Origin of the sequence: Streptomyces sp. SID5910, from assembly GCF_009862125.1 — a bacterium.
In the GTDB taxonomy this organism is placed as follows: domain Bacteria; phylum Actinomycetota; class Actinomycetes; order Streptomycetales; family Streptomycetaceae; genus Streptomyces.
Genome location: NZ_WWHX01000121.1, coordinates 16,018 through 38,706, shown reverse-complemented (window position 1 = coordinate 38,706; position 22,689 = coordinate 16,018). Strand labels below are relative to the sequence as shown.

General features: G+C 72.9%; 30 protein-coding genes. 6 read left to right on the top strand and 24 right to left on the bottom strand.

The genetic code is table 11. The features are described from left to right. Positions 1 to 5: 5 nt before the first annotated feature. The 3 genes from GTW67_RS04370 to GTW67_RS04360 are packed head-to-tail and all read right to left on the bottom strand — an operon-like array spanning position 6 to position 1,875. Positions 6 to 1,121: a site-specific integrase gene (locus GTW67_RS04370; RefSeq protein ID WP_346010556.1), complete on the bottom strand. Its 1,116-nt coding sequence runs from the start codon at positions 1,119 to 1,121 to the stop codon at positions 6 to 8. After that, a complete protein-coding gene (locus tag GTW67_RS04365; RefSeq protein WP_161163466.1) occupies positions 1,118 to 1,453 on the bottom strand; it encodes a hypothetical protein in 336 nt (111 codons plus the stop codon). The genes GTW67_RS04370 and GTW67_RS04365 overlap by 4 nt, the downstream gene beginning before the upstream one ends. After that, positions 1,450 to 1,875: a hypothetical protein gene (locus GTW67_RS04360; protein WP_161163465.1), complete on the bottom strand. Its 426-nt coding sequence runs from the start codon at positions 1,873 to 1,875 to the stop codon at positions 1,450 to 1,452. Before GTW67_RS04360 ends, GTW67_RS04365 begins: the two co-directional genes overlap by 4 nt. A gap of 230 nt (positions 1,876 to 2,105) precedes the next feature. Between GTW67_RS04360 and GTW67_RS04355 the strand changes: the two genes are divergently transcribed. From GTW67_RS04355 to GTW67_RS04340, 4 genes are all read left to right on the top strand, one after another. Further along, positions 2,106 to 3,491: a hypothetical protein gene (locus GTW67_RS04355; RefSeq protein WP_161163464.1), complete on the top strand. Its 1,386-nt coding sequence runs from the start codon at positions 2,106 to 2,108 to the stop codon at positions 3,489 to 3,491. A 233-nt stretch (positions 3,492 to 3,724) separates the two neighbouring features. After that, on the top strand, positions 3,725 to 3,967 hold the full coding sequence (locus tag GTW67_RS04350; protein ID WP_161163463.1) for a hypothetical protein: 243 nt from the start codon (positions 3,725 to 3,727) through the stop codon (positions 3,965 to 3,967). Between the two features lie 99 nt (positions 3,968 to 4,066). Next, positions 4,067 to 4,360 carry a hypothetical protein gene (locus GTW67_RS04345; protein WP_161163462.1) on the top strand — a complete coding sequence of 98 codons (294 nt, stop codon included), beginning with the start codon at positions 4,067 to 4,069 and terminating at the stop codon, positions 4,358 to 4,360. A gap of 402 nt (positions 4,361 to 4,762) precedes the next feature. Continuing rightward, on the top strand, positions 4,763 to 5,353 hold the full coding sequence (locus GTW67_RS04340) for a hypothetical protein (RefSeq protein WP_161163461.1): 591 nt from the start codon (positions 4,763 to 4,765) through the stop codon (positions 5,351 to 5,353). 73 nt (positions 5,354 to 5,426) lie between these two features. Here GTW67_RS04340 and GTW67_RS04335 read toward each other — a convergent pair whose 3' ends face one another. The 3 genes from GTW67_RS04335 to GTW67_RS04325 form a co-directional block, all read right to left on the bottom strand. Then, the gene (locus tag GTW67_RS04335) at positions 5,427 to 6,338 is read right to left on the bottom strand and encodes a VRR-NUC domain-containing protein (protein WP_161163460.1); all 912 of its coding nucleotides are present in this window, start codon (positions 6,336 to 6,338) and stop codon (positions 5,427 to 5,429) included. A 213-nt stretch (positions 6,339 to 6,551) separates the two neighbouring features. Then, positions 6,552 to 7,094: a flavoprotein gene (locus GTW67_RS04330; RefSeq protein ID WP_161163459.1), complete on the bottom strand. Its 543-nt coding sequence runs from the start codon at positions 7,092 to 7,094 to the stop codon at positions 6,552 to 6,554. Then, on the bottom strand, positions 7,091 to 8,329 hold the full coding sequence (locus tag GTW67_RS04325; RefSeq protein WP_161163458.1) for a helix-turn-helix domain-containing protein: 1,239 nt from the start codon (positions 8,327 to 8,329) through the stop codon (positions 7,091 to 7,093). Before GTW67_RS04325 ends, GTW67_RS04330 begins: the two co-directional genes overlap by 4 nt. Positions 8,330 to 8,406: 77 nt before the next feature. Here GTW67_RS04325 and GTW67_RS04320 point away from each other — a divergent pair, with 77 nt between their 5' ends. Together GTW67_RS04320 and GTW67_RS04315 are read left to right on the top strand one after the other, a co-directional pair. Then, positions 8,407 to 8,871, top strand: a complete 465-nt coding sequence (locus GTW67_RS04320) for a hypothetical protein (RefSeq protein ID WP_161163457.1) — start codon at positions 8,407 to 8,409, stop codon at positions 8,869 to 8,871. Then, positions 8,868 to 9,269 (top strand): restriction endonuclease, encoded by a 402-nt coding sequence (locus GTW67_RS04315; RefSeq protein WP_161163456.1) that lies wholly within the window; start codon positions 8,868 to 8,870, stop codon positions 9,267 to 9,269. Before GTW67_RS04320 ends, GTW67_RS04315 begins: the two co-directional genes overlap by 4 nt. Positions 9,270 to 9,400: 131 nt before the next feature. Here the strand turns inward: GTW67_RS04315 and mobF are convergent, their stop codons facing one another. From mobF to GTW67_RS04225, 18 genes are all read right to left on the bottom strand, one after another. Then, positions 9,401 to 13,618: a MobF family relaxase gene (gene mobF, locus GTW67_RS04310; RefSeq protein ID WP_161163455.1), complete on the bottom strand. Its 4,218-nt coding sequence runs from the start codon at positions 13,616 to 13,618 to the stop codon at positions 9,401 to 9,403. A 458-nt stretch (positions 13,619 to 14,076) separates the two neighbouring features. Continuing rightward, positions 14,077 to 14,508, bottom strand: coding sequence for a Uma2 family endonuclease (locus GTW67_RS04305; protein ID WP_237518656.1), 432 nt, complete (start codon positions 14,506 to 14,508; stop codon positions 14,077 to 14,079). A gap of 226 nt (positions 14,509 to 14,734) precedes the next feature. After that, positions 14,735 to 14,950: a hypothetical protein gene (locus GTW67_RS04300; RefSeq protein WP_161163453.1), complete on the bottom strand. Its 216-nt coding sequence runs from the start codon at positions 14,948 to 14,950 to the stop codon at positions 14,735 to 14,737. A gap of 59 nt (positions 14,951 to 15,009) precedes the next feature. Further along, positions 15,010 to 15,246 (bottom strand): pRL2-19, encoded by a 237-nt coding sequence (locus GTW67_RS04295; RefSeq protein WP_161163452.1) that lies wholly within the window; start codon positions 15,244 to 15,246, stop codon positions 15,010 to 15,012. After that, positions 15,243 to 15,866 (bottom strand): hypothetical protein, encoded by a 624-nt coding sequence (locus tag GTW67_RS04290; RefSeq protein ID WP_161163451.1) that lies wholly within the window; start codon positions 15,864 to 15,866, stop codon positions 15,243 to 15,245. Before GTW67_RS04290 ends, GTW67_RS04295 begins: the two co-directional genes overlap by 4 nt. Before the next feature lie 62 nt (positions 15,867 to 15,928). Beyond that, positions 15,929 to 16,507, bottom strand: a complete 579-nt coding sequence (locus GTW67_RS04285; RefSeq protein ID WP_161163450.1) for a hypothetical protein — start codon at positions 16,505 to 16,507, stop codon at positions 15,929 to 15,931. 114 nt (positions 16,508 to 16,621) lie between these two features. Beyond that, positions 16,622 to 17,332, bottom strand: coding sequence for a hypothetical protein (locus GTW67_RS04280; RefSeq protein WP_161163449.1), 711 nt, complete (start codon positions 17,330 to 17,332; stop codon positions 16,622 to 16,624). Beyond that, the gene (locus GTW67_RS04275; RefSeq protein WP_161163448.1) at positions 17,329 to 17,637 is read right to left on the bottom strand and encodes a hypothetical protein; all 309 of its coding nucleotides are present in this window, start codon (positions 17,635 to 17,637) and stop codon (positions 17,329 to 17,331) included. The genes GTW67_RS04280 and GTW67_RS04275 overlap by 4 nt, the downstream gene beginning before the upstream one ends. Continuing rightward, on the bottom strand, positions 17,634 to 18,137 hold the full coding sequence (locus tag GTW67_RS04270; RefSeq protein ID WP_161163447.1) for a hypothetical protein: 504 nt from the start codon (positions 18,135 to 18,137) through the stop codon (positions 17,634 to 17,636). Before GTW67_RS04270 ends, GTW67_RS04275 begins: the two co-directional genes overlap by 4 nt. Positions 18,138 to 18,202: 65 nt before the next feature. Next, entirely contained in the window at positions 18,203 to 18,835 is a 633-nt protein-coding gene (locus tag GTW67_RS04265; protein ID WP_237518652.1) for a GGDEF domain-containing protein, read from the bottom strand. A 92-nt stretch (positions 18,836 to 18,927) separates the two neighbouring features. Next, positions 18,928 to 19,152, bottom strand: coding sequence for a hypothetical protein (locus tag GTW67_RS04260; protein WP_161163446.1), 225 nt, complete (start codon positions 19,150 to 19,152; stop codon positions 18,928 to 18,930). 126 nt (positions 19,153 to 19,278) lie between these two features. Next, positions 19,279 to 19,455: a hypothetical protein gene (locus tag GTW67_RS04255; protein ID WP_161163445.1), complete on the bottom strand. Its 177-nt coding sequence runs from the start codon at positions 19,453 to 19,455 to the stop codon at positions 19,279 to 19,281. A gap of 48 nt (positions 19,456 to 19,503) precedes the next feature. Next, positions 19,504 to 20,019, bottom strand: coding sequence for a Pycsar system effector family protein (locus GTW67_RS04250; protein ID WP_237518651.1), 516 nt, complete (start codon positions 20,017 to 20,019; stop codon positions 19,504 to 19,506). Between the two features lie 203 nt (positions 20,020 to 20,222). After that, positions 20,223 to 20,438 (bottom strand): hypothetical protein, encoded by a 216-nt coding sequence (locus GTW67_RS04245; protein WP_161163444.1) that lies wholly within the window; start codon positions 20,436 to 20,438, stop codon positions 20,223 to 20,225. Beyond that, positions 20,435 to 20,641 (bottom strand): hypothetical protein, encoded by a 207-nt coding sequence (locus tag GTW67_RS04240; protein WP_202436804.1) that lies wholly within the window; start codon positions 20,639 to 20,641, stop codon positions 20,435 to 20,437. The genes GTW67_RS04245 and GTW67_RS04240 overlap by 4 nt, the downstream gene beginning before the upstream one ends. Positions 20,642 to 20,712: 71 nt before the next feature. Further along, on the bottom strand, positions 20,713 to 21,318 hold the full coding sequence (locus tag GTW67_RS04235; RefSeq protein WP_161163442.1) for a DUF6919 family putative SAM-binding protein: 606 nt from the start codon (positions 21,316 to 21,318) through the stop codon (positions 20,713 to 20,715). A 2-nt stretch (positions 21,319 to 21,320) separates the two neighbouring features. Further along, positions 21,321 to 21,512 carry a hypothetical protein gene (locus tag GTW67_RS04230; RefSeq protein WP_161163441.1) on the bottom strand — a complete coding sequence of 64 codons (192 nt, stop codon included), beginning with the start codon at positions 21,510 to 21,512 and terminating at the stop codon, positions 21,321 to 21,323. Positions 21,513 to 21,749: 237 nt separating this feature from the next. Continuing rightward, entirely contained in the window at positions 21,750 to 22,682 is a 933-nt protein-coding gene (locus tag GTW67_RS04225; protein ID WP_161163440.1) for a DUF4097 family beta strand repeat-containing protein, read from the bottom strand. Between the last annotated feature and the right edge of the window lie 7 nt (positions 22,683 to 22,689).

The window sequence follows — 22,689 nt, the reverse complement described above, 5'->3', positions numbered from 1 at the left end:
GGTGGTCAGGTGAGGCCGGCGGAGGCGTTGTCGTCCCAGCCGTCGTCGCGCTGCATGTAGCCGAGCATCGAGCGGGAGTGGCGGGCCCAACCACCTTGGTCGGCGATGGCGATGCCGTCCTTGCCCTGCTTGCGGCCGGTGGAGGCCAGGCCGATGCGCAGGGAGTGGCCGGTCCAGTGAATCGGCACCCCGGCCCGCTTGGAGATCCGCTTGATCGCGCGGGTGACGCTGTCGGGGACCATGCCGCCGGTGACGTGCCCGTGCTGGTCGATGCCGACGAACGCCGGGGTGGACGGGTCTGCCCACTGCCGGCCGTGCTCGGCGACCAGCCGGGCGCGGTAGGCGGTGTAGGCCCGGACCGGGCACAGCTCGGGGTCCTGGGCGTAGCGGATCTTCGCGTTGCGCACCGAGTGCTTCGTCTTCCCGGTGAGCACCGCGACGACCAGTCCCTGCGGGCGCAGGGTGACGTCGCCGCTCTGCAGTCCGGCCGGGTCCTGGGAGCGGCTGGCGTAGTTGAAGCCGGTGAGCACCAGGGCCTTGTCCCGGTCGCCGGTCAGGGTGTCGGGGCAGGAGCGGACGATGGCGCGCAGCCCGTCGACGTCGGCTCCGACCGCCTGGCCGCGGCCGCGCCGTTCCCCGGCCTGCAGGAGCTTGACGGCCAGGCCCTCCAGCGCGGTGCGGGCCTCGGACTGGTCGTCGCCGCTGACCGTCACCTTGCGATCGCGCAGTCCGACGACGGCGGCCGCGAGGTGAGTGCTGGCGGAACTGGGGGCGTAGCCCTTCCCGTTCTGCTGTCCCTCGCGCAGCATCCAGGTCACGAACGCGACCAGGGCGCCACGGCTGCCCTCCAGTTCGGGCAGGCCGGTGGAGCTGCAGAACCGCTGCCATACCCGCCACGACTTCGCGTACGTGTCCTCGGTGTTGTCCGGCGTGATCTCCTTGGCGACCGCGTCCGCGAGGTCCTCGGCTTCGGCCAGGCGGTGGGCTGCGTCGACGCCATGGCGTTCGGCCCACCGCTCGATGAGCGTCTGGCGCTCGGCGGCGGCCGGGTCCAGCACCACAGGGGTGCCGCCTGGCTCGGCGACGTCGACGGCGGCCGCCGTCTCGACCGTGACCGTCACTTCGTCACTCCCTCCGTCTGGTAGCCGTGGGTGGTCAGCCACCGGCCGACCACCTCCATCTGCTGCTTGGCCTGCTCCCACACCTCCCGGGGGCCGCGCCCGAACATCGCGTCCTGCCCGGCCTTGATGGCGTTCTGCTGAGCCCAGCCGTAGACGAACTGCGGGGTGTTGCCCTCCAGCCGTCCGTGGTCCTCCCACGCGGTGCGCTCGGCGGCCGCCGCCTCGATCAGGGCGGGGTGCCCGTCCTCGGCGGCGTTCGCGGCGACGTCGTGCAGGTAGTAGGCGATGAACGCCCGGGCGGTCGCGTCGTCGTCCTCGCTCAACCCCGTCACCGGTCCTCCAGCAGGCGGCGCTTGTCCTGTGCGGCCTTCTCCCGCGACGCGAGCAGGCCGCGGGCGGCCTCCACCGCCGCGTCGGCGTCGGTGTGCAGCACCAGGCGCCAGCGGTAGGCGTCGAACTGGGGTGTGCCCTCCCACGGCCGGATGATGAACATCAGCCGGTTCCAGGCGGCCTTGCGCGCCTGGAGCGTGACGGGCTCCTCGTCCTCGAAGCACTCGTTGAGGGCGTCGAGGTGCACGCCGACCGACTCGTGCAGGGTGCGGGCGGCGCGGTGCTCGAAGCTGCCCTCGGGGTGGCTCTCGCGCAGGTGCTTGGTGACCTCGGTCAGGAAGTGCCCGAGCTCCTTGGCGTGCTGTGCCGTCAGCTCGTCGGCGTTGAACGGGGCGGGACGCGGTTCGTCGTGGGCGAAGTACATAGGTTCCCCTCCGGTCGGACGCGGCGGGTGACGGGGTGTCATGCCCCGTTCTGTCGCGTCGGATAAGGAGAGCTTATCCGACGCGATCACGATTGTCCGCGAGTCGCGGACGCGTGACCGGCGGATCGGCCGAAAGTAGCTGCACAACGAGGATTGCCGTACATGCACAAGGGGGTAAGGTCAGCAATGCACGAAGAGTGCAGCACTCGGAGCGAATTGAGGAATCAGCCTTGAGTCACGTTCTCCCGCTCGCCAACGGCCTGCGCACCGATCACCCGGTGCCGGGCCTGCCCTTCGTCGACGACTCCCACCTCCCCCTCGACGACGGCCCCGAGGCCATCGAGGCGGTCGGCCGCAACAAGGCCGAGGGGATGTGGGGTCGCTTCGACAAGAACCGCGCCGACGGCGGCTGGCACGCCTTCACCACCGACCCGCTCAACCACACGCTCGGCTGGGTGGTCCGCTTCCACCCCGAGCACGGCCGGACCGTGCTGCTGATGCGCGACGGCGACACCTCCTCCTGGCACACCCAGTGGACGCAGGACCAGCTGCTGTTCCGCGCCGGCGGCTACTGGTTCAACGGCACCACCTGGTACCGGCCCGGACAGGTCTGGAACCCGGTCGAGCAGGACCACGAGCGGCGCAAGGCCCGCGCGGCCGCCACCGTCACCGCCGCCGACATGCTCGACGGCCGCGCCGACCCGGCCAGGGCGTACGTCGGCAAGGTGGCCACCTTCGAGGCGGACGCCGCCCGGCCGGACAACTGGCTCGACCACCTGGCGCTGTGGGCCGAGCGCCGCCAGGAGCAGGAGCACGCGCTGCCGCTGGAACGGTGCGTGGTCGACGTCTCCAGCCCGGAGCTGACCGGCGCGCAGCTGATCGGCGCCCCGGAAATGGCCGAGCTGGGCGGCATCACCGCCTCGACGCTGCGCGCCTACATCTCGCGCGGCAACAGCGAGGTGCCGCTGCCGCAGGCCGTCGTCGGCGGCCGCGACCAGTGGGCCCGGGCGGTGGCCGAGGACTGGGCGGAGTCCCGCCAGCGCTCCTACGAGGGCGTGGGGGCCGCGATGTCCGCCGGCGACCGCGACAGCCTCTCGCCGGGCGCGGCCGAGGTGCGCGACCGGTTCGTCACCGACTTCCAGCACACGCTGTACGACCGGCCCGACGTACGCAAGCGGTGGGTGCTGCGCCAGCGCAACAAGGAGTCCGTCGCCGAGATCGCGGGCGAGCTCGCCTGGTCCGTCGCCGTCAGCCTCGACGGCATCGTCCCCACCGAGCACCTGGGGCGGACCGTACGGGCCGCGGTGCTCTACGACTGGCAGGACTCCGTCGACATGTTCGCCGACGACAAGGACGACGACGGCGCGGGGAAGTGGTGGCACCTCAACCTGACCCCGTCGGTGGCCAAGATGCTCGACTGGTACGTCCGGCACTTCCCCGGCGAGGCGTACTCCACCATCGGGGAGATCCAGCAGCAGGCCCACAAGAAGTGGGACGTGGCCGCAGCCGACGCCCTGAGCTCGCTGCGCTCCGCGCTCGACCTCGACGGTGAGCTGACCGAGCAGCAGCGCACGACGTACTTCTCGCTGCTCGAACCGCATGAGGACACCGACTGACCCGTCCTCGCCCACCGGATGAAGGGGGCCGGAGCCAATGACAGTGGCTCCGGCCCCCTTCGCGTGGACTGTAGCGGTGAGACGGCAGGCCCCGGCTCCCGCGAGGCGGGCGCTCCCGGACTTTCCCGCCCGCCGGACGGGAGCCGCGGCGCCGCTTTCCCGGACAGCGCACCACCGCCGGCCCGGCACAGCGAGGCTTCCCCGCGACACCTTCCGCACGAGAGGACGCCTCGATGACCGACAGCCCTTTCACTGACCCCACCGAAGCAGCGACGGAGCTCGCCCGCGCGATGCAGGCCATCGGGCAGGCCAGCGTGCACGGCCCGTACGAGGTCGAGGTCCGAGTCCGGGTCATCCCCGCCCGCGTCGCCGCGCGGCAGCGCCAGCTGCGCGCGGAAGCTCGCGAAGCGCTCTACCAGCGGACGGAGCCCTCACCCGGACCGCTGCTGCGGCCCCGACCCGGCCCCGGCCGGTGACCCTCGGCGCCTTCGCCGTGGACTCCCGCAGGCCGGACAGGCATGGCAGGGTGTGGCGCGCGGCGGGGCACCCGTCCTGCTGCAGGAGGGGAGGGGCCGGTGGAAGCGTTCGAGCCCGAGCGGTCGGAAGTGCGGATCCCGAAGACGGCCCTGGACGCCCTGGCCGCAGCGTTGAGCGTCCGCACGGCGGCGATGCGAACCTGGCCCGACGGCATCGAGTGGATGTACGCGATGGGCACATGGGACGAGCCGCACGTCGAGATGGCGCTCATGCCCGGCGGCGAAGAGGTGTGGCTGCGGATGTCGACCGACCGGTCCAGCGTCGCCGTGTGGACCATCGAGCAGTGGTTGGAGTTCTCCGGTCAACTGCCCGGGGCCACGCCGCCGGAGTGAACCGCGCGTCCGGCCGGACGGTCAGCCAGCCTCCGCATTGACGACACCGCGCACGGCGTCGCGGATGTCGAGGACGGCTGCCGACAGGAGACGCCAAGAGGGCCTGCGCCCCGCGGTCCGTACGCGATTCACGGACGAGTATCCGGACAGCGCCCCTTCAGAGTCCGGTCCGGACAGCCGTCTCCCGGGGAGAACCGCGCCCTGCCGTCCCGAACACCCCTCCCCACACTCCCCACCCCCGCCTACCCGCCTGCCCTCCGCCCCGGGCCCCGGCTCCACCAGGAACGTCTCCTCGACGGAATCTCCCGCCCGGCCCTGTCGCCAAAGTCCTGCGCCGCCTCAAGGGCCGGAGGGCAGGGCGCCCTTCGCGGGCGCATTGCCCGGAGGCCGAGGGAGACGGCTATGGAGTGGATGGAGACCGTACGGGCGCTGGCTGCGGAGCCGCTGGTGCGCCTGGTGGTCGGCGAGGGCTTCCGGGGGATTGTCCGGCGTGTGCGGCGCGGGCACCGGGCCGCGGCCGCGCACAGTGAGGCGGGGCCGGCCACGGCCTCGACCGCCGAACGAACGGAGACTCCGGTGATGGTGACCGGTGACAGCACGACGGGCGCTGAGCTCGCCGCGGACCTGCTGCAGGGCGTGGGCAACGAGAACATGCGGGCCGCGACCCGTCTACTCGGTGCCCACCGGGGCGGCTTCTGGCTCCGGCGCCTCCTGGAGCAGGAGGACGAACTCACGGCGGCCGCCGACAAGCCGGTGATCGACCGGACCGGCACGCACCCCTCGATCGACTGGGACACGATCGGGCTCCTCATGCTCTCCCGGCCGTCGGCGTTCAAGTCCTCCACCAGCGAGATGGCCATGCTGGAGACCGCCGCCTCCCTGGTGTCCCGTTGCCCGGTGCAGCTCGGTGAGGTGATCCGAGTCGTGGACGAGAACGAACTGCGGCTGATCCTGCGGGCCGTGGAAGAGGCCGCGTACGGCGAGGAGCGCTGACTTCTGGCAATGGCGCTGGATACGGGGTGGATACGGCCGTGAGCTGCCGATATCCACCCCGTATCCAGGCGTTTCACCCCGGGCTGCGCTGGCGGGAGGCGTGGCGGGCGACCTGTCCGGCGACGGACGGGTCCGCGATGCGCAGCGGCTGCACCTGCAGGAGACCGCCGTCGGGAGCCGGTGCGGCTCCGCCCCGGGGCAGCAGGCCCACATCCTGGGCGACGCCGTCCAGCCAGCCGTCCGGGCCGGTACGCCCCTGCAGCTGGCGTACGACCGGTTCCGTGCCCAGGTAGACCACCCGGCGCCCGGCCTGCCGGTACGCGCGCAGGATCGTACGCAGCGCGGCCGTCGGCTTGGGCGTGAGCTCCACCTCGACGGCGACCAGGCGGCCGTCGCCGGGCAGCCACACCACCAGGTCCGGCCAGTGCACCGCGCGGGCGCCGGCCGGGACGGCGAGCAGGTCCCCGCGCCGGGCCCCGATGGGCACATGGGGCACCCCGCGGTCAGCCAGGAGCTCCGCCGCCCGTCCGTCGACGGCTTCGGCCGCACGGACCTCCCGCTCGGTGAGCACCATGCGCCCGCCCGCCTCCAGGCGGAGCCCGACGTCCGCGAGGGCCAGGCGGTGCAGCAGCCGTTCGCCCGGCCGGTTCGGCGCCGACAGGCCGGTGCCGGCGATCTGCGCGCCGCGCTCGGTGGTCCACACGACGGTGCCCGCCCACCGCACGTCAGCGGAGCGGTGCAGCAGCCCGGCCTCCGTCATGAGCCGGGTCCGCAGCCGGGCGGCCTCGATCCGTCCGCCCCAGCACGCGGCCGCGGCCTGGTGGAGCGTCAGCGTGCTGTACCGGGTGACCAGTCGGAGCAGCTGCTCGTCCGCCTCGGTGCGCTGCCACCCGTCGCCCCGGGCGTCGCCCGTGCCGCGCACCCGTCGCCGACGCTCCGCCCGCTCCCGGTACGTCTCCACCCCCGGCTTCGCCTTCGCCTCCACTGCCTTTCCCTCTCCCTCTACTTGGCGCGCGGCCACCCGGTTCGTGGTGGCGCGGTAGGGAGCCTGACCTGCGAAGCGGACACCGGCGGCACCAGATGTTGTTCACCACCTCGTGGAGGACCTGGTGGAGGACGAGGCGGTGGAGTGGCGCGGGGCCCGGGCCTTGTTGGGCCCGTTGGGTCTAACGGGCCCAACGGGCCCAACGGGAGCTGATCAGGTCGGGAGGGCGTCGATGCCGGCCTGCCACGGGTAGGCGTCGAGGTTGCCGCGTTTCGGCTTGTGCGGGGTGAAGCCGCCCTCGCCGAGCAGGACCGTGACACCGGCGTCGCGCAGGAAGTCGACGTGCCGGTTCACGGCCGGGTGGGCGGCCTGGGCGTCGTTGAAGTGGGGCAGGGCGACGATCGGCACGAGCGCGATGCCCTCGGTGATCAGCCCGAGGGCGAGGGTGTCGGAGACGGCCGTCGCCCACTTCGCCAGGGTGTTGTTGGTGAGCGGGGCGACGAGCATCGCGTCCGGCGGCGGCAGCACGTCGGGCTGGCTGGGGAGCTTGTACTGCCAGCGGACGGGGTGGCCGGTGAGCTCCTCCAGGGCCTCGATCTCCCCCTCGGCGTCCTCGGCGAGCCACCGGTGGGCGGAGGGCGTGAGGATCAGGCAGATGTCCCAACCGGCCTGCTGGGCAGCGCGGATCGGGACATCGAGGCGGCGGGCCGGAGGGGCCGCGCAGGCGATCAGGTACAGGGTGCGGGTCTTTGTCACCCGGGCAGTCCACAGCGATCAGCGAGACCGCGCAAGCGTCCCTCGGCACTGCCGACTCCGAGGAGCCGCAGGTCCTCGACGAGGCGCTTCGTGCGGGGCCGGCACACCACTTCCTCGGGGGCGAGCTTCTCCGCGTCCAGGAGCGTGTCGACCGCGTCCTCGCGCTGTCCGGCCTGCTTCTCGGCGATGGCACGGTCGGTCAGCAGATGGGCCCGGCGCTCTCGCGGGAGACCGGCGAGGGAGGCGGCCGGGATGTCCGCCGCGACCGCCACGGCGTCGGCTCCCTCGCTCAACTGGACGTGGGCCGCGACGCGGTAGAGCGCGCAGTTGGTCGGGCCGAAGGACGTCCACAGCAGGTTGTCGTCGCGCCCGAGGTGTTCGGCGTGCTCGTCGGCCTGGTCGAGGAAGCCGGGCACCGCGCGGGCGAGCGCGTCCGGGCTGTGGTCGTCCGCCTCGGCGGCCGCGGCCTGTGCCATCGCCGCCTTGAGCCACAGCATCCCGAGCACGCTCAACCCTTCCGGCCCGGACTGCACCAGGTCGCCCTGGAGCCGGTTGGCGGCCGCGGTGACGAACGTGACGGCGGCCGCCGCCTGGCCGTGGGCGGTCATCGCGTCCGCGAGGTGCCGGGCCGCGCTCGCCATGATGACCGGGTCTCCGGAGCGTTCCGCTGCGGCGACGGCACGCTGGCCGGCGGTGACCGCCAACTCCGAGTTGCCCCATTTGATGGCGGCCGCCTCGGTCAGCTCCAGCGCCAGGGAGAGCTGCCGGTAGGACTCCAGCCGGTCGTCTCCCTCGTGGCGGGCGGCGGCCCGGGTGGCGTCGACGAGCAGCTGGGGGATCTGCGTGCCGAGCTTGGCGAAGTGCCCGGCCTGGAAGCCGGTGCGGGCGTACCAGAGGTTGCGCTGCAGGACGGGGACGGGCACCGGCTCGGACGAGGAGTCGTCGCACCGGCCGGTGAGGACGTCGTGGCGCTGGAGGGCGGCGCGCACCGCGTCGATCTCCGACTCGGCGGGGCACAGCACTGCGGGGTCGTACAGCAGCCGGTCCAGCGTGATGCCCAGGCGCAGCGCGATCTCGGTGACCACCGACAGGTTGGGGTCGGCCTGGCGGCGCCCGCCTTCGAGCTCCTCGACCCAGCGCAGAGACTTGCGCATCAGGTAGGCGAAGTCCTGCTGGGAGAGGCGGCGGCGGTTTCGCCAGTGGGCGACGCGGCGGCCGAACTGGATACGGTCCATGGGTACTCCGAGACGGAGTTGAGAACCCACACACATCGTGTGGGCTAACCCCGGTATACCGCCCGTACGGTCCGGATATGGCCCAGTCCGGCAAGTCCTCCACCCCAACGTGGCACCGGCTCGCACAGCCCACCGACCGGCTCCGCGCGCTGTGGGTGCGCGGTGACGATCGCACCCGGTGGATGTCGTGCGGGCAGAGCTGGGACGCGGTGGCCATCTCCCCCATATCGCTGGGCCTGGACGCGCTGGTCGCCATGCGGGTGAGCCCGCGCCGCGGCTACCCGGTGCTCGCCGACCACTTGCGCGACCAGCTGTACGTTCTGGTGCCGCCGGGCACGGGACATGTGGCCGCCGGCCTTCCCGGCGTGCGCGTCCTCGGCGACGGCTACCAGCTCCTGCTGCCCGCCTCCGAGCACGGCAGCCCGGTGGCGCACTGGGTCAGCCCGCCGCGCGACGTCCCGCCCACGCTGGTCCGCCCCGATCGACTCACCCACCACCTGCGCACCCTGGCCCGCGACCCCCAGAAGGCGGCCGTCTCATGAGCACCCATCACGTTCTCTACGACCCCCAGGGACGTCTCGCGACGGAGCTCCCGCCCGACCGCGAGACCCACGAGCAGGCGGTGCGCACGGCTCTGGCGTGGTCCTCCCCGGCGGATGTGCCGGCCGCCGACGTCGTCCAGCTCGGTCACCTGCTCGCCGGGGCGGCCCGGGTGGTCGCCGATGACGTACGCATCCACGCGGCCCGGCTGCCCGAGGACGACGGCCGTCGCCTGTTCGCCGAACTGATCCTGCAGGAGGCCGACGGCCGCCTGTCGCAGCCGTGCACGAGCCTGAACCGGGTGCAGAACCGGGCCCGGCTGATCCGCGCGCTGTACGAACGCCTGGACCGGCTGCAGTCCTCCGTACCCGCCGACGAGGCCGCCGTCTCGTCCCCTTGAGCCGTCTCCCGGCGCCTCCCCCCGTGGGCCCGGGCGACGTGAAGCCCCCGGCGGCTGCTCCTGCACCGAGCGCCGTCGGGGGCTTCTGCGTTCCTGCTCACGCCGCGTTGGTCCTGTCGGACCCAACAGGTCTACCGGCCCATGGACGGCCCTCCCCGGCCCTGTGAGGGCGGCTGCCGGTGGTAGCTGGCCGACTCTTCTGCCCGGGCCCGGGACTGCTCGGCGGCCGCGCGCTTCTGCTCGACGATGTGCGCCCGCCGGGCCTTGGTCTCGACGTTGTGGAGCTCGGGGTACTTCGTTGCGATCGTCTTGCGCAGGACCTGCTCGGCCTGCCCGGCCGCCACGGTGGCGCGGCTGCTGTCGGCCGACTCCGTGAACTTGGCGGCCTCGCCGTGCAGGCGGGCCAGTTTCTGGGCGTCGCGGCGGTCCAGGCGCTGCTCGACGTCGGGCAGCCGCTCGCGCATCGTGGCCAGCCGCTCGGTGACGACGTCGAGCTCCTTCGGGGCGGGCTTGTCGGCGTCGAGGTCGCGGAACTGTCCGGCGAAGTTGCTCTCGCGCACGAGCTTCCACGCCTCCAGCCGGTGATCTCGGGCGGCGTTCTCGGCCCGGTTGGCCTCGGTCCACAGTGCCGCGCGCTCGGAGGTCACCGTCTTGATGTCGGCGTCCAGCTGCTTGGTGGTGAAGCCGAGGCGACGCCGTTCGATGAAGCCCGCCTCCTTCCGGGGCTCCAGGTACTTGCGCAGGTGTTCGTCCTTCTGCTCGGCGGCGGTGCGCGCGTTGAGAGCCTTGGCGGTCTCCTCTGCGGCCTTCGTCGCCTGTGCCTCGGCCTGGTCCAGCACGGTGGCGGCTGCGGCGACGTACGCCTGTCCTCGGGTCTGCCCGGAGTCCTTCTCCGCGGCGAGACGCTCCTCGAGGACGCGGGCCTCCCGCTCCTTCTCGGCTGCGTACCGGTCGCCGTCCTCGGCGGCCTTGAAGGAGATGCCGATCCGGCGGGCCAGATCGGTGTCCGACTGCCTGCCGAACGGGCGGCGCTTCCAGGACTCCACGGCGGCCATCTCGTGCAGGCGCCGGTTCTCCGTCAGCCGTTTTGTACGGGCCTCGCGCTCCCGGGCCTCGTCCTCGTTGGCGAGCTCCAGACTCACCGCCGGCGCATCGGCACCACGGTCGACGCCGGTGCTCTCGTGGGCCTCGGCGGCAAGCTGCTGCGCCTGTTCGTACGCCGCGCGGGCCCGGCCGGGGGAGACGGTCGTCGCCTCATGGGCCCGCCGTAGGGCGGCCTCACTCTCCTCGCGGGCGCGGATTCGGACTTCGTCCTCCCGGACCGCCTGCGCGGGCACGTAGGCGGGCTCGGGCGGCTCTCGCAGCAGGTCCGAGATCATCGAGTCGCCCCGGTCCTGCCCGAGGAACTTCGCGAACGCGGTGACGGCGCGCTGCAGGCGTTCGGTCTCGGTACGGGCGGCGCCGAGACGGGCCTGGGTGTCGTCGTCCTCGATGGCGGCCAGGGGCAGCCACAGGTGGTTCTCGGCGCGGCCGCGGGTGATCCCGGGGTAGGTCGCGAACGCGTTGGATCCGTGCCCGTAGAGCAGGCTGACCTCGCTGGTGAGGCCCTGGCTCGCGGCGACGGTCATGCAGTAGCCCAGGGAGAGAGCGCCGGAGCTGATCACCTTCGGCTCGTACCAGGCGGAGACGGTCTCGCTGGTCTTCTTGTCGCGCCAGGTGATCTCGACGCGGTGGTCGTCGTCGATCGCGGTGACGACGGCCCGGTAGCCGTTGAGGACGTCGGGCCCCTCCCCCCTGCGCGAGCGGTAGTCGTTCTGCCGTACGCGCACCAGATCGCCCACCGCGAGGTTGAGGTCCGCGCCGCCGGACAGGGCGTAGCGGTGCTCGGCGCCGAGCTCGCCGCGCTGCCGGCGGATCTGCTGCGCACCGAGGTTGAGCAGATCGACGTCGCTGTTGCGGGCGGCGAGCACGGTCAGGGAGTCGATCAGGTCGTGCGGGTCCGTCCAGCGGCCGCGCACCTCGTCCCAGGTGGTGAGGATCTGCTCGTGCGCCTCGATGGCGCTCTCCGTGGCGTGCACCCGGCCGGTGTCGGCCAGGATGCGCAGGGCCTGCTCGTGGTCGCCGGTGCGCCACACCTCCAGGGCGGCGCGCTCGGCGTCGTTGCGCTGGCGCCGGTTCTCCGTGAGGACCAGGCCGTCGACGAGCCGGTGTACCTCCTTGAACCACCCGCCCGGGCCGATCGCCTGCAGCTGCTTGGGGTCGCCGATCGCCACCACCTTCGTGCCGGTGCGCGCCGCCTCCTTGAACAGGGCGGCGGCCTGCCGGTCGTTGGACATGGTGGCCTCGTCCACGACCAGGACGTCGACGCCGGTGAGTCCGTTGCCGTCGCGGATCTGCTGCAGCCAGGAGGCGATCGAGCGGGCCGGGATGCCCGACGCGTCGTCGAGCGACTTCGCCGCGACGGCGGACACGGTGGCACCGGCGTAGGTGTGGCCGGTGGCGTCCCACGCGATCCGGCACGCCTCCATCAGCGTGGACTTGCCGGTGCCGGCCGCGCCGACATGGGCGTCGATTCCGAGGCCGGCGGTCAGCGTCCGTTCGATCGCGGCGCGCTGTTCGTCGGACAGGGCGAAGCCGTTGGCGACCTCGAAGACGGACATGGCGGCCGCGGCCTGCTCGACGGTGAGCTGCACCGCGCCCTCGGCCACGCGCGCCCGGGTCTGCTCGATGACGAACTGCTCGGCGTCGAGGATGTCGCGGGTGGTGTAGCGGGCCGTCGACGACATGAGGGTGGGGCCGACGTCCGGCAGCCGCACCGCGTACCCCTCGACGGCCAGGACCTGGTCGGCGAGGTCGTCCAGGAGGCCCGCCTCGGCGCCGATGCCGAACTCCATCGCGTTCGCCACGGCGGCGAGCAGCTGCGCGCGGGAGAAGGATTTCTGCGAGGCGGTCAGTCCGGTCTCGGTGTCGAAGACGACGCGGGCGAGGTCGTCCGGGCCGGGCAGCCGGGGGCCGGTGCCGGGTCCGTCGAGGCCCGCGTCGCCGCTGTCGGGCGGTCCGGGCGCGGCGGCCGCCACCATCGCGTCGACGTCGCCGACGACCGCCTCGGCGCGGGTACGCCAGCTGGTGCGCATCCCGGAGGCGTCGGCGTCGACCTTCGCGTGGCGGGTCTCGTCCGCGACGCGCTGGCGCTCCTGGCGGGTGGCGTCCTCGGCGACCTTCTCGTTGACGGCTGCGTGACGGCGGGAGAACGCGTCACGCAGCTCCTCGGGGACGCCCCGGATCTCCCACGCGCGGGCGTCGGGGTTGTACTCGCGGCGCACGCCGAACGTCTCGTACGTCAGCTCCCGCACGCGCGCCTTGAAGTAGCCGTCGAGGGCCTTGGCGTGCCGGTGGAAGTCCTTGCCCGAGTTGGCAACGGCCCTCCACTCGCCGTCCTCGCACAACGCCATGTTGGCGATCGTGACGTGGACGTGCAGGTGCGGGTCTCCGGGTTCGCCGGCCGTCACCGGACGTGCGGCGAGGTGTTCCACCGACCAGCCGAGCAGACCGCCGGTCGCGATGCGCACCTTCTCGCCGTCCTCGCCCGCGACGGCGTAGCCGATCCACTGCTCGGCCTGGCGCACGGTGTCGTCCTTCGCGCGCTGCACCAGGTCGCGGAACGTGTGCTCGTCGAGGTCGCCCATGAGCCCGGCCAGCGTGCTGTCGGACTTCGGCAGGTCGAGTACGAGGTCCCATCCGCGCACCCTCTTGTCGATGCGTTTGTCCGCGCACGCGCGGGCCCGCTCGACCGCCTCGGCACCGTAGACGTCGTCGAGGTCGAGGCCGACCGCGCGCGCGAGCTTGTGCAGTTCGGTGACCTTCAGGCGCTGCGTTTCGCCGAACCGGTTGACCATCCGCAGCTGCGTGGCGAGCTGGCGCTGCTGCTTCGGCTTGCCCTCGAAGAGGTCGGCCGGCTCGACGCCCTTCTCGGCGGCGAGCGCGGTGATCGCCTCGGTGAGCCGGGCGACGGTCAGCTGCGCGTCGGGGTGAGCGCGCACCGATGCGGTGGAGGCGAGCAGCCGGGCACCGGTGGCGGGGTGGCAGCCGTTCATGATCCGGCGTGCGGCGTTCTTGGCTTCGTCGTCCAGGCGGTCGCCCGCGGTGTACCCGAAGGCGGCCATGCCGCTGCCGACCCACACCAGGTGGCCGTCGCCCTCCGGTCGCAGTCGGTAGTCGAGGGCGGCGTCGACCGTGTCGTCGACGACGAGGGTCTCCGTCGCGTCGGCTTCGACGACGCCGCACCCGGCCTGCTCGCGCAGCCGGTACTCGACCTGCGCGTCGGCCTTGATCTTCGTCAGCCAGGCCATCCGGCCGCCCTCCCCCGCTTGTGCGCTTGTGCGCTGTTCGGCCCGGCGTGCCGGAGCTCCCCCCAACGGGGGGAGCTCCCTTTGTGCCTAGGTCTTTTTTGATCTTGATCCTGTGGACAGGTGATCGAGTCATCCACAGGGGTCCTAGACAGTAGCTGCTGATCAGCGGTTGCCGAAAAGGCGTCTGAGCTGGCGGGACAGCATGGTGGGGCGGAGGTCTGTCACGGGGCCTGTCACCGGTCCTGCAGGCAGGTTTCCCGGGCGTTCCGGGCAGCCGCGCGAGCGTCCGCGATTCGCGGACGGATTGAGTCGAGGATCACCGAGGGTGGTCAGCGCGCGAGCGGCGCGGCGAGGCCGGCGGGGTCGAGCTGGACGGTGAGCGGGGCCGGGATGCGGGCGGTGCGCCCGCATCGTACGCGGGCGACGGTGGCGTACGCGCCGCCCTCCAGGGCGCCGACCTACAGGTGCGGGACGGGCTCCAGGTCGAGGCGCCACAGGTGACCAATGCCCGCCTCGGCGTACAGCGCGGGCAGGGTGAACCGGTCGGTCACCGCGGTGTCCGGTGTGGTCACCTCGACCGCCAGGACGACGTCGCCGGCGTCGACGAAGGGGCGGTGACCGGTGGCGGCCGCGGCGCGCACGACGGTGACGTCGGGAACGACCAGGGCGCGGCCGCCGAGGTTCACGTTGACCGCGGGCAGCACCTCGAAGCCGTCGGCCGCGTGCTCCAGGAGTACGACCAGGCGGCGGGCGGCGCGTTGGTGCGCAACGCCGGGGCGGGGGGTGAGCAGCAGCGCGCCGCCGACCATCTCGACGCGGTGGGAGGCGTCCTCGTCGAGCGCCAGGACGTCGTCCAACGTCCACGGTCCGGCGCGGTCGGGCAGCAGCATGGGCACCCCGCCACGGTCCCCCGAGCACGCCCGTGGCGCACCGACACTTTGCCCGCTCTTGACCTTCCTGGGAACCGTGATCCGCGCCGCGCTTTGCCTGTGCTTTGCCCGTTGGTCGTACGGTCGCGCGGCCTGCTCCCCCACCGGATGACCGGTCCCCGGACATGCCGAAGCCCCCGACCGCAGGGTGCGCGGTCGGGGGCTTCGGGGAGGTGGGCGGGGCAAGTCAGCTGTCGCTGGTGTCGCGGCTGAGGAGCTGGCGCAGCATGTCCTTCATCTCGCCCAGCTCGTCCTTCATCTGCTCCTGGCCCTTCTCCAGCCGGTCGAGGGACGCGGTGTGGTTGGCCAGGGCGATGGTGTGCTCCGTCTGCTTGTCGATCACCCGCTGGAGCTTCTCGTTCAGGATGCGGGCCATCTCCTGGCTGATCGGGTCCTCTGGCATGGCACCTCTCGTTTCGCTTGTCGGTCCAGTGTGCCGCGATGCCGGGCGCTGCGGGTCCATCAGATGTCGCGGACTTCGATCCCGGCGTTGTCGCCGGGCGGGCGGGCGACGACGGACAGGCGGACCGTGCCGTCGTCGAGCGGGGCGAGCTGCACCGCGTGGTGGGCGCCGCGCCCGTCGCCCAGGGCGTCGGTCTCGAACGCCGCGGCGGGCAGGTCCATCGAGCCGCCGTGGTGCATCAGCAGGGCGATGAGCATCGCGTGGGACAGGTCCGCCGGGTCGGGCAGCCGGGTCACCAGTGGCCTCCCTCGCTGCCGACCAGCTTGGCGACCATGTGCCCGGCGGTGCGGTTGATGCCCGCGACGGCGACGGCGACGGCCTGCTTGGCGTCGTCGATCAGCAGCTCCTCGACGGGCCACTTCCCGGCGGGCTGGTGCAGGGTCCAGTCGTCCGCCGGCAGGCGCAGGGTGGCGGAGAGCAGCAGGGCGGGCTTGGACTCGTCCTCGGGGTCCTGCAGGGGCAGGTGGCTGCCGTCGGAGGAGTACGCGTACCGGTCGGTCTCCCAGTCGCGGACGGTGTACGGCGGGCGCACGCCGGGGGCGAGCTGGCCGTGCTGGACGGGGGTCTCGATGACGACCAGGAGGCGGCGGTCCTCCTGCGACTGGGTGAGCCGTACGGCGCCGAGGTCGGGGCGGATGCGGACGTAGCCGGGGGACATGACCGGCGGGGTGGCGACGTACCAGGCCCAGACGAGGAACGCGGCCGGGTCGGTGCGGTCTTCCTCCCACAGGCCGTCGTCGAGCTTCTGGGCGAGGTAGCGGCCGAAGCGGCTGTCGAGCGGGGCGCCGGTGTCGCCCATGTCGCGGTCGTAGTCGTCCGCGACGCGGACGAGGGTGGTGGGGGACCAGGTGGTCACGATGGGGCTCCTCAAGAGGAGCGGGGCCGGTTTCGGCGGCCCCGCCGGGTCGGGCGTGGTGGTCAGCGGCGGGAGAAGAGGTTGCCGAGCTCGCCGCGGACGAAGGCGCGGACGATCTCGGCGACCTGGGAGGCGCCGGCCTGGGAGGCCGGGGCGACGATCGACATGACGGACGCGCCCTGGGCCTCGAACGAGAACGTCCAGCCGCCGTCGCTGTAGATGCGGACGTCGATGTCGGCGTCGCCGTGGAAGCCGCCGCGCGGGGTGTCGGGGCCGCGCTCGACGATGACGCCCGGGCCGCCGAGGCGGGCGGTGAGGCCGAGCTCCGTCAGGGCGGAGACGAGGTGGCCCTGCAGGGCGACGACCTGCGCGACGGTGCGCTCCGGCTTCGGGGCGCTCTCGTACTGGCGGGCGACGGCTCCGAGCGCGCTGCCCGCCAGGTCGCCCGTCCAGCTCCACTCGGAAACCGGCACGCCGTGCTTCTCGCCGGCGGCCCACAGGGCGGTGAGGAGTTCGGCGGCGTGCTCCAGGACGCTGGGCGCGTAGAGGCAGTGCAGGGGCTTCGCGGCCTTCTCCACGGCGACGTACGCCTCGGTGGAGAAGACGGGGCCGTCGACGGCGGTGCTGTCGGTGCTGGACATGGTTTCCTCTCGTAGAGCCCGGGGCCGGTTTCGGCGGCCCCGGGCTCATGCTGTCGTGCCGGGGTGACACTGCGGGCGGGTTCGCCCGGACGTCCCCCGTTGGGGGCGTTGGGTCTAACGGGTCTGACGAAGGCTGGCCAGGATGCGGGCGAGGATGCGGCGCAGCCGGGTGCGCCAGGTCATGCGCTCCGGCTCCGGCTCGGGGGTCGGTTCGGTGGCCGCGAGCGGCGAGGACGGCGGCTCCGGGTCGAGGGCGGGAAGGTCCTCGTCGCGGACCCGGCGCATACCGGCGGGCCAGCTGTCGGCGGGAAACCCGGCGGCGGTGAGCGTGTCGGTGAGGAACGCCCACCCGGCCTCGGGGTCGTCGGTCTCGGCGCTGGTGTAGGCGACGCCGGGGAACAGTCCGATGGCGACGTGCCACCGGCCGTGGATGGTGTCGCGTTCGGCGGCCCACGGGTGGCGGCCCCAGTTCTGGAGGTAGCCGCCGGGGCGGTAGCCGGTCTCGTTGTGCAGCCACTGGGCCGCGACCTGGTGGACCCAGGCGTGCGCGGCGGCCGGGGAGGCGTGACGGACCCAGGTGGAGGCGTCCTTGCCGAACCACTCCTCCCACAGCACCGCGTACGCGGCGCCGTCGACGGTGTGGACGGTCAGGTGCTCGCCCCGGAAGCGGAGGTCCAGCTCGGGCGGTACAGCCTCGATGCGGGCGGCGAGCTCGGGCGCCTGGTGGAAGCGGGCGTGCTCCAGGCCGCGCAGGTATCCGCGGTTGAACCAGTCGTCGTACTCGCCGCCGAGGGAGGCGCCGGTCTCGTCGTCAGTGATGCTCACGTCCGGTCCTCCTGCGCGGTCAGGGTGGTGCGGGCCCGGGCCAGGCGCTGCCCGGCGTAGTCCTCGATGTACGCGGCGGCCTCGTCGATGTCCTCGGCGGCCGCGCCCTCGGGCAGGTCCTCGCCGGTGGCGGTGATCAGCCCGCCGAGCACGACCAGGAGGCCGTCGGTGCGCCCGTCGTGCAGGGCCTCCAGGAGTACGGTGCGGCCCTCGGGGGTGAGGCCGGCGGTGGCGGCGGTGAGCCGCTGCAGGGCGGTGTGGGCGTCGGCGGCCGCGCGGCGGATCCGCTCGGTCTCGGCGCTCACAGGGCGCGGGCCTTGAGGCTGGCGACGGCGGCGGCGAGCGTCTCCCAGGAGTGGTGCCAGCTCTGGTCGAGGCAGTACGCGCCGTTCATGCCGAAGTCCGACAGCTTGTAGAAGCGCTCCTTGCCGGTGGCCTTGGCGAGGCGCTGCAGGAGCCCCTGGGGGACGCGGCGGTCTGCGGCGTAGTGGGTCAGTCCGCTGACGGCGAGCGCGCCGGCGACGGCGGCCGGGTGCAGGCGGATGCCGAGCACGCGGGTGCCGGCCACCAGGACCAGGCCCTGAGTGGTCGTGACCTGGAGGACGTGGTGGAGGCAGGCGCGGCGGCCGCCGTCGGTGCCGACGGTGACGGTCGTGCCGTCCTCGTGCTTGTACTCGACGGGCGCCGTGTCGGTGGCGCCCTTGCACTGGGCGTCGAAGTCCGACTGGCCCCAGTGGTCGGAATGGTCCGAGGCGGCGCGCAGCAGCGCGTACGCGGCGGCGAAGGCGATGGGGCGGTGGTTCATGTTGGTCTCTCTCCTCGGTTCTGCTCTGGACGGGGAGCGCGGGGCGGTGGGCGTCTGGCCGGTGATCACGCCGCGAGCCGGAAGCGGGCGAGCGCGGCCGGGAGGCGGCGGGCGGCCGCGAGGGCGGGTACCAGGAGGCGGCGGCCGCCTCGGGTGCGTCCCTTGACCCGGTACATCGCGCTGTCGGCGGCCTTGAGCGCTGCCGTGAGGGTCGGGGTGTCCAGCTCGGCGAGCCGGGCCGCGCCGATGGAGGCGCCGACGCGCAGCTGCTCTCCGCTGTGGGCCACGGGCTGGCGCAGGAGCTCCGCCAGGTCGGCGAGCCGGTCGGGCAGGCGAGCGTCGTCTGCGAGGACCGCGACGAACTCGTCTCCGCCGAGCCGTCCGGCGACGTCGTTCTTGCCGCACCAGGCGGTCAGCCTTTCGCCGGCTGCCGCGAGAACGGCGTCGCCCGCGTCGTGGCCGTGGCGGTCGTTGACGGCCTTGAAGCCGTTGAGGTCGGCAAGAAGAACGGCCGCGTCGCGGTGCCGACGGATGATGCGGTCCGCGGCGCGGCTCCAGCCGTCCCGGGTCAGCAGTCCGGTGAGCGGGTCGCGGCGGACACGGTGCAGACGTCGGTAGAGGCGGTGCGCGTGCAGCGCCCACCCTCCCGCCAGGAGCGGGGCCAGGAGCTGTAAGGCGAGCTCCGTCTGCGTCATCATGAGGGTCTCCGTCTCGTCTCGTACGGGGTGGATGGGCCCGGGGCGGCCGGTCTGCTTGGCCGTAGGACGGCCGCCTCGGGGCGAACTGTTGGTCAGCCGGTGTAGCGCTTGATCTGCTTGCGGATGTGCTCGCGGGAGAAGTCCAGGTGCGCGGCGGTGGCGACCTGGGTGAGGTTCTTCGCCTCGATCTCGGCGGCGACCGCGCTCCAGTAGGTGCGGTGCGCGGCCTCGATGGCCTTCTCCCGGGTGGCGGCCGCCGCGTCGAGGCGCTTCTTCGCGGCGGTGGACTCGGGGGTGTCGGGTCGGGCGGGGGTCATGGCGATCGGGCTCCGTCTCGGGTGTGAGGGACGATGTGACTGCCCCCTGCTCCGGCTTGGAGCGGGCCGGGCGACCCGGGACGGGCGGCGCGTGGTGGGTAGCCGGGTGGCCGCCCGTCCCGGGGGTCAGAGGGCCTTGGGCTTGGGCTTGCAGGTGTGGGCGAGGCCGATATCGAGGGCGCGGTCGACGCCGTCGGGGTAGTCGGTGACCTCCACCTTGAATCCGCACTTGCCGCACGAGTACGACGCGGTCTTCAGCGGGGTGGTCAGCCGGGTGAGGAACTGTCGGATCAGGGTGAGCATCGTGGCGGATCTCCTTCGTTGCGGTGGCGGGTCGGGCGGGCGGGTCGGTCAGTTGAGGGCGAGGGCGGCGGCCAGCGCGAGGACCAGGAGGACCAGGGCGCCGGCGGTGATGTCGATGGCGGTCTTGAGCGCGCGGTACTTCGAGGCCGCGATCTGGGAGAGCTTGACGATGCGCTCGGCTGTGAGGTCGACGGCGAGGTCGGCACGGACCTGCTCGGGCGTGCAGGTCGCCCAGTGCAGGTACGAGCCGCGGGTGTTGCCGCCGAGGCGGGGGCGGACGACCAGGAGGACGACGAGCATCGCGGCGACCAGGCCGGCCGCGCCGAGGCCGACGAGGATCGCGGCCGGGGCGGGCAGGTCATGGCCGGGGACAGCGGCGACCAGTACGGCGAGCGGGATGCCGAAGGCCGCGAGCAGGGCGGACGCCTTGCTGTCGGTCCGGTTGATCTCGGCGACCACGTCGGTGCGGGCCTGCAGGAGTTTGGCGTCGGCGGCGGCGGCCCGGCGGCTGATCAGTTCGTCGAGGCCGGGGGCCTGCGGCGCGGTCAGCAACTGCTGCTCCATGGTGGCGACTCCTTCTTCTTGGTCGGTGCGGGCCGCTGCCCACACCCAGATAATGCCAACTCAGAGTTGGCTATGTCAATACAGAGTTGGCCAACTTCTAGTTTGCTCGCGTTTCGGTTGGCCCTGTTGGACCTGACAGGGCCAACCGGCCTTGAAATGCGAAAGGCCGCCCCCGGACGGGGGCGGCCTGGTGGGCGGTGCGGTTACGCGTAGGGGTCGGCGGAGACCGGCCGTGCGGGCCGGGCGACGGGGCGGCGGGTGAGCGGGCGGGCCGTGGAGTGACCCCACTCGTGCGCACAGTCGGCGCACCACCACACCCGCCCGCCGTCACCCTGCTCCTGCCACAGCACGTCGTCGCCGTCGCACTGGGGACACCAGTGGCCGGGCGACGTCCGCCGGCGGAAGGAGAGCAGACTCACGGGTTGATCTTGGAGACGGTGGAGGTGACCCCGTCGATTCCGTCGTGGATCTGCGGGGCGACCGTGGTGCCCGCGAGGAAGAAGCCGAACAGGACGGCAACGATCGCGGCGGGCCACTTGAGGTGGCCTCCCCGGATGAGGACGACGAGCACGAGGGCCAGGAGCAGGACGAGAGAGAGCGAGAGCTGCACGGCAGCCTCCATTCGGTTCGGTACGGGGGCCGCGCCCGGGCGGGCCGGACGGGCGCGGCGGGAGAGGGGTGGACCTGTTGGGGCTAACAGGTCTGCGGGGCCTCGGTCAGCAGCGCGAGAATCCCCCAGAGTCGTTCGCCTGCGGGGCCGTACTCCGGTGCGACGACCGAGACGTACGTGCCGCGGGCGACCCGGGCGTAGAGCTGGCGACCGAGCTCGGGCCACTGGATGCGCATGTCCGCGCGGCCGATGCGGCCGCCGAACGCGGTGAAGGGCTCACCGTCCGCCGTGGTGACGATGACGGGCTGGTCCTGGACGCCGCCGCGGCGGTAGTCGTTGACCCGTACGAGCATCCCGGCGGCGCGGGCGGCCTCGACCAGGCGGCGCTGCAGGGCCGGATCGGTGACGACCAGCTCGACGGCGGCGCGCTGCTCCCACCACCGGCCGTCGAAGCCGAGCTCGGCGAGTCCGGGCTGCGAGCAGGTGGTGACGTAGCCCGCGCGGCACAGGGCGGTGAGGACGGGCACCAGGTGCGCGGTCTCCTCGTCGGGGCCGAAGCGGGGCTGGTAGCCGGGCCGGGAAGCGATCTCGCCCTCCAGCCACAAGGCCATCAGCTCGCCGAGCTCGGCGACGGTGCGGGCGGAGCTCCAGCGGCGCCGGTCGGCGCGGCTCATCCAGGGCAGTCGCACGGTCAGCCCACCTTCCGGATCTCGTCGCCGCGGACCAGGACGGGGGCGATGAAGATGCTGATCCGGTCGACGGTCCAGCGGTGGTCGGTCAGCGGGCCCGGGGGGACCTCGTCGAGGATCCGGCCCGTCTTGCCGATGGCCCTCGGGTCGTCGTCGCACGAGATGAATTCCACGATGTCTCCGGCGTTGAACACTCTTCCTCCTGATCAGGGGTGGTTGGCCCCGTTGGATCCAATGGGTCCGACCGTGTCGAGGTGGGCGCCGGTGCCGGCGGCGGGCCGCAGGTGCGGACCGGGGCCGGGCCTGGCGGGCCTGGGTGCTCCGGGCGGGTCAGGGAGGATGGGCGTTCCCCCTGCTCCGCCCGGAGCGGGTTCGGAGGCCCGGGGCGGCCGGAGTTCCTTGGCCGGGATGGCGGCCGCCCCGGGGCGGCCTCAGCGGCGGCGGCGCGGCTGGGAGCCGCCCATACGGCGCTGGGGGGCGCGGACGCTGCCGGAGACCGTGCTGGTGATCACGTCCAGGTCGTCGGTGAGGGCGGTCTCGGTGGCGGTGACGGTGATGTCGCCGGACATCGTGCTGGCGCTGAGGTCGCCGCCGGTGGTGGCGTGGGCGCGGATGTCGCCGCTCATGGTCTTGAGCCGGGCGGAGCCGCCGAAGTCGGCGATCGTAATGTCGCCGCTCATGGTGTCGCCCTCGACGACGTCGGTGCTGCCCAGGCGGATGTCGCCGCTCATGGTCTTGGCGTCGATGAACGCGGCCTTCTCGACCCGGACGTCGCCGGACTGGGTATGGGCGGCGACCTTGCTGACGTGTCCGGCGCGGATGTCGCCGGACTGGGTGTCGCCGCTGACGTTGAGTACCGCGCCCTCCGCGACGATGTCGGCGGAGTGCGTGCGGCCGATGACCGAGCTGCCCTCGGGCACGACGGCGGCGATCTCGACGGGCGAGCTGCCGTGAATGACCGTGGTGCCGCTGCCTCCGGTGAAGCGGACGCCGTTGATGACGACGTCGCCGCCGACGAAGTTGCCGCCGATGATGTCGCCGCCGACCTGGACGATGGAGCCGTAGTTGTTGCTGACGACGGACTGGACGACGCTGCGGCCGCCGCCGGTGATGACCGTGGTGCTGCCGCCGCCGGTGCCGCCCTTGCCCTGGACGCTGGCGTGCAGGGTGGTGCCGGACTGGCGGAACGTCGCCGCGCGGACCGCGTCGGCGGCCTCGCCCTCCTCGTCGGCCGTGCGGATGACCAGGGTGGCGCGCTCGCAGTCCGCCGCGGCGCGGACGGTGACGATGCCGCCCTGCCCCAGCAGGGTGGCGTCGATGGTGACGGGGCCGGCGGTCTCGGCGGTGAACTTTCGCGTGGTCACAAGGACT

What these genes read in the sequence shown, in the direction of transcription:
- GTW67_RS04265 (WP_237518652.1), bottom strand. Translation starts at nt 18,835, where the DNA reads ATGATGACGCAGACGGAGCTCGCCTTACAGCTCCTGGCCCCGCTCCTG.
- GTW67_RS04320 (WP_161163457.1), top strand. Translation starts at nt 8,407, where the DNA reads ATGGCCCAGTCCGGCAAGTCCTCCACCCCAACGTGGCACCGGCTCGCA.
- GTW67_RS04315 (WP_161163456.1), top strand. Translation starts at nt 8,868, where the DNA reads ATGAGCACCCATCACGTTCTCTACGACCCCCAGGGACGTCTCGCGACG.
- GTW67_RS04340 (WP_161163461.1), top strand. Translation starts at nt 4,763, where the DNA reads ATGGAGTGGATGGAGACCGTACGGGCGCTGGCTGCGGAGCCGCTGGTG.
- GTW67_RS04300 (WP_161163453.1), bottom strand. Translation starts at nt 14,950, where the DNA reads ATGCCAGAGGACCCGATCAGCCAGGAGATGGCCCGCATCCTGAACGAG.
- GTW67_RS04360 (WP_161163465.1), bottom strand. Translation starts at nt 1,875, where the DNA reads ATGTACTTCGCCCACGACGAACCGCGTCCCGCCCCGTTCAACGCCGAC.
- mobF (WP_161163455.1), bottom strand. Translation starts at nt 13,618, where the DNA reads ATGGCCTGGCTGACGAAGATCAAGGCCGACGCGCAGGTCGAGTACCGG.
- GTW67_RS04270 (WP_161163447.1), bottom strand. Translation starts at nt 18,137, where the DNA reads ATGAACCACCGCCCCATCGCCTTCGCCGCCGCGTACGCGCTGCTGCGC.
- GTW67_RS04325 (WP_161163458.1), bottom strand. Translation starts at nt 8,329, where the DNA reads ATGGACCGTATCCAGTTCGGCCGCCGCGTCGCCCACTGGCGAAACCGC.
- GTW67_RS04285 (WP_161163450.1), bottom strand. Translation starts at nt 16,507, where the DNA reads ATGTCCAGCACCGACAGCACCGCCGTCGACGGCCCCGTCTTCTCCACC.
- GTW67_RS04255 (WP_161163445.1), bottom strand. Translation starts at nt 19,455, where the DNA reads ATGCTCACCCTGATCCGACAGTTCCTCACCCGGCTGACCACCCCGCTG.
- GTW67_RS04350 (WP_161163463.1), top strand. Translation starts at nt 3,725, where the DNA reads ATGACCGACAGCCCTTTCACTGACCCCACCGAAGCAGCGACGGAGCTC.
- GTW67_RS04240 (WP_202436804.1), bottom strand. Translation starts at nt 20,641, where the DNA reads ATGGAGGCTGCCGTGCAGCTCTCGCTCTCTCTCGTCCTGCTCCTGGCC.
- GTW67_RS04260 (WP_161163446.1), bottom strand. Translation starts at nt 19,152, where the DNA reads ATGACCCCCGCCCGACCCGACACCCCCGAGTCCACCGCCGCGAAGAAG.
- GTW67_RS04250 (WP_237518651.1), bottom strand. Translation starts at nt 20,019, where the DNA reads ATGGAGCAGCAGTTGCTGACCGCGCCGCAGGCCCCCGGCCTCGACGAA.
- GTW67_RS04305 (WP_237518656.1), bottom strand. Translation starts at nt 14,508, where the DNA reads ATGCTGCTGCCCGACCGCGCCGGACCGTGGACGTTGGACGACGTCCTG.